Below are 6268 nucleotides of genomic sequence, written 5' to 3'. Positions count from 1 at the left end.
CGATGCCGGGCTGATCACCCCGGTGATCCGCAATGCCGCCGCCCGCCCGCTGAGCGAGATCTCGGCCGAGGCCGCCCGCCTGATCGCCGCCGCCCGCGATCGCAGCCTGACCGCCGAGGAGCTGCGCGGCGGCACCTTCACTCTCTCGAACCTCGGCATGTATGGCCTGCGCGCCTTCGACGCCATCATCAACCCCCCGCAAGGCGCCATCCTCGCCATCGGCGGACCCCGCCGCGAAGCCCGAGAATGCCCCCAAAACGGCGTCCGCTTCGCAACCACAATCACCCTCACACTCTCCGCAGACCACCGCGCAATCGACGGCGCAACAGCCGCAATCTTCCTCAATACAATCAAAAATAACGTCGAAAAGCCGGTCTCTCTCCTCATGTGATCAATCATGGGACAGGAAAACGGAAAGGCCCCCGATCCGGGGGCCTTTCTTCATTCCGAAGTGTCCCAATGGGGAGCGAAGGGATGGGAGGGGTCGTAGATCTCCAGCAGTTCCACGACATTGCCATCCGGGTCGTGGCCATAGACCGCATTGAAGGTCGGCCGGGGCAGGGGCGAGGAGTGGAAGACCACGCCTTTCCGCCGCAACCGCTGGTATTCGGCCTCCAGATCCTGCACCGCGAGGCAAAGATGTGTCAGCCCGGCACCGAACAGGCGCTGATGCGGGCTGCGCTGTTCGGGGGGCGGCGCCTCGAACTGGAAGAGTTCCAGATAGCAGTTGCGATGTCGCAGCATTGCCAGTTGCGCCGCCGATCCCTTGGCGCCCAGAAGCGCGTTCTGGACTTCGGCATCGGCGGTCCAGGACTGCCGATGGACCAGCTCGAACCCAAGCACATCGGTATAGAAGCCGATCAGCCTTTCGATGTCATGGGTCGAGATGGCCGCATGGTGGACGCCCTGGATCACGCCGGCTGTTCTGCGGGTTGGTAATGCTGCACCCAGCCGGTCCAGCTTTCCAGCGTTTCGGGATAATCGCCCGGCATCGGCGTTTCGTATCCGCGCTGGCGCAGGGGCGAGGTCAGCGCCTCGGCATATTCCTGCACCGGGACGTAATAGAGGAACTTCAGCACCCGTGAGGCGAAATACCATTTCCCGTCGCGACGGCGATATTCGTCCTCATAGCGGAGCGAGCCGACCAGAACCTGACCATTGCGCATGGCCTCGGCATGGCAGAACACCTCGCCGGTGGCGCGGTCCGGGTCAGCGGGATCGAAGCTGACCACCGTGTCATGGGTCCAATGGACCGAAAGGCCCAAGACCTCGAACCGTTTGCGATACATCTGGAGGATGCCGTCCAGCCCTTCGCCCTTCATGCGGCCATCGGCCGAGCGGACCCAGGAATCGTCGCGGAAGAGCGAGCGCAGCAGCGGCACGTCACGGTCGTCGCAGGCTTTGCAGTAATGCGAGATCAGCGCGAGGATCTCGGCGCGGGATTCCAGCCGGTCTAGCCGGGTTTCGATATCGTTCAATTCCATCTCCCTTTCAGTTGCCTGTGCATTTGCACGCGTAGAACTCCATTCCATCGGCTCTGTCCTCTGCGAGGCGGTTGACCAGACGCGATGGGGTAAACAGCCTGCCCACGGTCAGATCCTTGATGCGATCTCATGGGCTTCCCGTGTCGCGGCCAGGATCCGGCCGGGCACATAGGCGTCACCCAGAAGCAGAAGCTCGACCTCCTGCGCCTGCATCGCCTCTGCCAGCGCGGTGTCGGGTTCCGCGCCGCAAGCCAGCACGACGGTATCGAACCCCTCATGCGTCGCTTCGACCCCGGAATAGACGTTGCGGGTCACCACCCGGTCCTGCGCGATGCTGACCACACGCTCCATGACCCGGACCTCGACGCCCGCCGCGCTCAGCTTGGACATGATCGCGCCGATCGAGTATTTGCCGACCAGCGGCGCCACCGCCGGGGTCTGGTAGAGCAGGCGGACCTTCACGCCGCGTTCGACCAGCGCCGATGCGATGGTCAGCGGCTGCATGTGATCCTCACGGGCGATGACCAGCGCGGTCTGGCCAGTTTGTGCGGTCCCGGCAAGAATGTCGCGGCCTTCGACCACGAAAGGCAGATCGGCGCCGGGCACGTCATGGTTGCGGGGCCGAGAACCGGTCGCCAGCACCAGAAGATCGGGCGAAAGTTCCGAGATCAGCGGCAGATCGGCTTCGACCCCCAGCCGGATATCCACGCCCGCGTCACGCATCCGCTGATGCTGTTGGTCGATATATGCGAGGAACTGCCGGTTTTCCGGCACGGCTCCGGCAAGGCGCATCTGTCCGCCGGGTGCGGCGGCGCGCTCCAGCAGCACCACGTCATGCCCGCGTTCGGCGGCGACCGCTGCGGCCTCCATCCCAGCAGGGCCCGCCCCGACGACCACGACCCGGCGTGCCGCCTCCGCGGGTGCGGGGGCCGGATCGGCCTCGCGGCCCGCGCGGGGATTGACGGCGCAACCGAAGGGCAGTTTCTCGACCGAGACCGCATGGAGGCAATCGTTGCAGCCGATGCAGGGGGTGATCTGCGCGCTGCGACCCTGCCGCGCCTTGGCGACAAAGGCGGGGTCGGCGAAAAAGCCGCGGGCGACGCCCACCATATCGGCATGGCCGCGCGCAAGAACCGCCTCGGCCGCCTCGGGCGAGTTCACGCGGCCGGAATAGACCACCGGCACCGAAAGCGCCTCGCGATAGCGGCCAGCCATCTCGGACCATTGCGCGACGCCATAAAGATGCGGCTGAATATAGCTTGGCGCGCCCCAGTTGTTGCCGATCACGCCATGGAAAAAGTCGATATGACCGGTGGCCTCGACGGCGCGGGCGATCGCTATACCTTCCTCCAGATCATAGCCGCCCTCGAACAGCTCATGCATGTTGAAACGAATGCCAAGGGTCAGGTCGCGCCCGACCTCGGCGCGGATCGCGGCCAGCACATCGGTCAAAAGCTTCAGCCGCCCCTCGGCGCTGCCCCCGTATTCGTCCTGCCTGCGATTGGTCGCGGGCGACAGGAAAAGCTGCAGCACATCCTCGTGATTGGCATGAAGCTCGATACCGTCAAGTCCGCTATCGCGCACGGTGCGGGCGATCCGGGCATAATCCTCGACCACATAGGCGATTTCGGCGCGGGTCAGCGCGTGGGTTCCGGTGTTGTTGGTGTAATTGGCCAGCACGCCCGAAGCGGAATGCGGCATCGCGCCCTGATTGATGATCTGGGCCGTCACCACCGCGCCGTGGGCATGGATCTCATCTGCAAGCCGCGCCATACGGTCGCGATAGTGCGGATTGTGAACGCTGCCCCGCAGGATCGCGCCCAACCCCGAAGGTGCATAGCCGCGCGGCACGATGCGATTGTCGATGAAGGTGTTGACGCCATCCACCCAGCAAAGCCCGTTGCGAACCCGCTCCAGCCAATAGGCCGAGAAGCGTTCGGCCTCTTTCGGCGAGGCCAGAGGATCGGCGATGATGCGACCATGTGGCGGCGCCATGATGCGGTTCGCAAGCTGCATGCCGCCGATCTGAAGCGGGCGAAAAATATGGGGGAAATGCTGGGTTTCGGTCGTCATGTCAGGCTCCGTCCTGGGTGGGGCGCGCCGGTCGTGGCGCGCCCTGCCGTTGGTTATTCTGTATAAAGTGCGGCGCTGCCGTTTCTGATCTGCACCACATTGCTGCCGCTGACCGGCGAGCGGTCATCGACATAGCTGTAGGAGCCGTTGCCGATCACCGAGGCGACGTCCCTGGTCGTTGTCAGGGCGTCGCGGATGGCAACGCGGTCGCCTTCGGCGCCGGCTGATTTCATCGCCTCGATCGCCACGCGGCCGATGGTATAGCCAAGCGCCGCCCAGTTGTCCGGCGCATGGCCGGTCTCGGTCTCGAAGTTCCGGGCAAAGGCCATCGAGAAGTCGTTGAAGCCGCCGGGCACCCAGTCGGACAGCATGTAGACGCCTTCGGTCGCCGCACCGCCGCTCTGGAGGAATTCCGGGGAGGAAAAGGTGTTCATGCCAAAAATCTCGACCTCATCGTTCAGCCCGGCTTCGCGCAGCTGGCGGACGATATTTCCGCCCTGTGCCGCCATGGCCGAGATGAACAGGCAGTCGATGTCCTGCCCCGCGATCTTGGTCGCGAGCGTCGAGAAATCGATATCCGACGAGGACACGGAATCGCGCGACACGATGGCGACGCCCTTTTCGCGAACCAGATCCTCGAAAGCCGCGCGCAGGGCGACATAGACCTCGATCTCCTTGATGGAGACGGTCGCACAGCGTTCGACCTTGCGCGTGTCGGCGGCGAAATTCGCCAGATAGGACATCATCTGACGCGGCGGCTGGGTGCTGATGAAGCCCCATGGGCCAGAGCCGGGGATGTCCAGATTGTTCGTCAGGGTGATGATCGGCAATTCCAGCCGGTTGCCGAGTTCGGCCCCTGCAATCGCCACGGCGCCGCTGGTGGGGCCAAGGATCATCTTGACGTCAGGGTTGTTTGCGTAGCGGCTGATCAACGTCAGGGCCTGCGTGCGGTCCGAGGCGTCGTCCTCGACCAGCACCCGGACCTCCTTGCCTTGCCCGAACTCGCTTTTGCCGTTTGCTTCGGCAAAGGCCATGGCCATGCCCTCGGACACGCCGGTGCCCATGAAAGCCGCAGGACCGGTCAGAGATTGCATGATGACGACGGTTGGATCATCAGCTACGGCCGAGGTGGCAAACGTGATGAGGGCCGCGGCAGCGGCTATCAATGGTTTCAATTTCCCCTCCCATGTATTTTGAATAGTATTCATGGTATTCTCATAATCGGTCAATTGTATTATTTAACTCTGACCGAAATGTGGGAAATCCCTGTGCAAACCTGTCCAAACCGTCCCGTTCACATGGCGTTTTCGGTTTCCAGAACCCGGCGGGCGCGCATGTGTTCGGCGGGGATGTTCACCGTCTCGACGCAAGCCAGCCGGTTGCCGCGAAAGCTGCGGACCAGAAGCCGTGCCGGATCGGGCGAAGGGTCGACCTCGATACGGTCGGTGTCGCCCCGCAGGCCCGCGATCTGCAATTTGTGCGGACCTTGATCGCTCCAGAACCACGGGATCCGGGCAAAGGGCAGGGGTTGGCCGGTCAGGCGCTCGGCCAGGCATTTTGCCTGATCCACGGCGGCTTGCACCGATTCCAGCCGCAGATGCGGCCCGTCCGGTCCCTGCGCCACGGCGGCGCAATCGCCGATGGCGGAAATATGCGGGTCCAAGGTCGCAAGAAAGCGATCGGTAAGGATGCCATTTTCCACCGCAAGCCCCGCCTCATGGGCGAGTTCGGTATTTGGGATCACCCCGGTGGCCATCAGCACGGCATCGGTGGCCACGATCCGGCCATCGGCCATTTCCACGGCGCGAACCCCGCCGTCAGGCCGGGCCAAAATGCGCCGGATCGTGACCCCAAGTTGGATCTCGGCGCCCGCTTCACGATGGGCCTGCAGGAAGTAATCCGAGACCGCTGGCGAAACCGCGCGCGCCATCAGCCGTTCGGCGGTCTCGAAAAGCGTGACCCGCAGCCCGGCTCCGCGAAAGACCGCAGCGGCTTCCAGCCCGATGAAGCCACCTCCGATGATGGCCACATGTCGCGCGGTCTGGGGTAGCATCCGCATCCGGTCGGCATCGGCCAGGCCGCGCAGGCCGATCACTTCCGGCAGATCAGCCCCTTCGATCGGAGGAACCCGGTTTCGCGCGCCGGTGGCCAGGACCAGATGCCCATAAGCAAGCTGCTGGCCATCGGCGAGCAGGACGGAGCGTCCGGCGCGATCTATTCTGTCCGCGCGGGCAGAGGTCAGCACCGTGATCTCATTTGCCGCGTAGAACTCGGCCTTGCGCAACAGCAGACGCTCGGGCTCGCCGTCCTTGAAATAGGCCTTGGACAGCGGCGGGCGGTTGTAGGGCAGGAAAGGCTCCTCGCCGACCATGACGATGGGACCGGGATAGCCCTTCTGCCGCAGGCTGGCGGCAAGCTGGCAGGCAGCCTGCCCGGCGCCAATGATGACAACTGTATCGTTAGGGTTGTGCGCCATCGGAATCCCCTATCAATGGAAACAGCGGCTGCCGGACGGCTTCGGCATCCCGTCCAGTGGGGCGATCCGCATCGAATCGACCTGAGAATTATTGTTCAAATAATTGATTTTATTTTTAGATTTTTGATTTCATCTTTTGAGATATTTAGGAATTGTGTGAGGATTTCTTCGCTGTGTTCGCCTGGGAGAGGTGGTGCGTTGCGATAGGTTACGGGTGTTTCGGAGAGGTGGAGGG

6 protein-coding genes are annotated in these 6268 nt (G+C 63.5%); 1 reads left to right on the top strand and 5 read right to left on the bottom strand.

The features are described 5' to 3' along the window. Positions 1–391 (top strand): 2-oxo acid dehydrogenase subunit E2 (locus tag VNQ78_RS11030; protein WP_325689620.1); only part of this gene is annotated, 391 nt, incomplete at its 5' end. A gap of 50 nt (positions 392–441) precedes the next feature. Here VNQ78_RS11030 and VNQ78_RS11025 read toward each other — a convergent pair. From VNQ78_RS11025 to VNQ78_RS11005, 5 genes are all read right to left on the bottom strand, one after another. Further along, positions 442–915, bottom strand: a complete 474-nt coding sequence (locus VNQ78_RS11025) for a VOC family protein (RefSeq protein WP_325689618.1) — start codon at positions 913–915, stop codon at positions 442–444. Continuing rightward, on the bottom strand, positions 912–1478 hold the full coding sequence (locus VNQ78_RS11020) for a nuclear transport factor 2 family protein (protein ID WP_325689616.1): 567 nt from the start codon (positions 1476–1478) through the stop codon (positions 912–914). The genes VNQ78_RS11025 and VNQ78_RS11020 overlap by 4 nt, the downstream gene beginning before the upstream one ends. Before the next feature lie 114 nt (positions 1479–1592). After that, positions 1593–3557: an FAD-dependent oxidoreductase gene (locus VNQ78_RS11015; RefSeq protein ID WP_325689614.1), complete on the bottom strand. Its 1965-nt coding sequence runs from the start codon at positions 3555–3557 to the stop codon at positions 1593–1595. A 53-nt stretch (positions 3558–3610) separates the two neighbouring features. Next, on the bottom strand, positions 3611–4732 hold the full coding sequence (locus tag VNQ78_RS11010; protein ID WP_325689612.1) for an ABC transporter substrate-binding protein: 1122 nt from the start codon (positions 4730–4732) through the stop codon (positions 3611–3613). A gap of 119 nt (positions 4733–4851) precedes the next feature. Beyond that, complete coding sequence (locus VNQ78_RS11005) at positions 4852–6033, bottom strand: NAD(P)/FAD-dependent oxidoreductase (protein ID WP_325689610.1); 1182 nt, start codon at positions 6031–6033, stop codon at positions 4852–4854. Positions 6034–6268: the final 235 nt, after the last annotated feature.

The sequence above is a fragment of the Paracoccus sp. (in: a-proteobacteria) genome (assembly GCF_035556475.1).
GTDB lineage: Bacteria > Pseudomonadota > Alphaproteobacteria > Rhodobacterales > Rhodobacteraceae > Paracoccus.
Note: the sequence above shows the minus strand (reverse complement) of the source record. Positions and strands in the feature narration are given on the sequence as shown.

Bases quoted from the DNA above. Each gene is read 5' to 3' on its own strand.
- VNQ78_RS11015 (WP_325689614.1), bottom strand. From the start codon at position 3,557: ATGACGACCGAAACCCAGCATTTCCCCCATATTTTTCGCCCGCTTCAG.
- VNQ78_RS11005 (WP_325689610.1), bottom strand. From the start codon at position 6,033: ATGGCGCACAACCCTAACGATACAGTTGTCATCATTGGCGCCGGGCAG.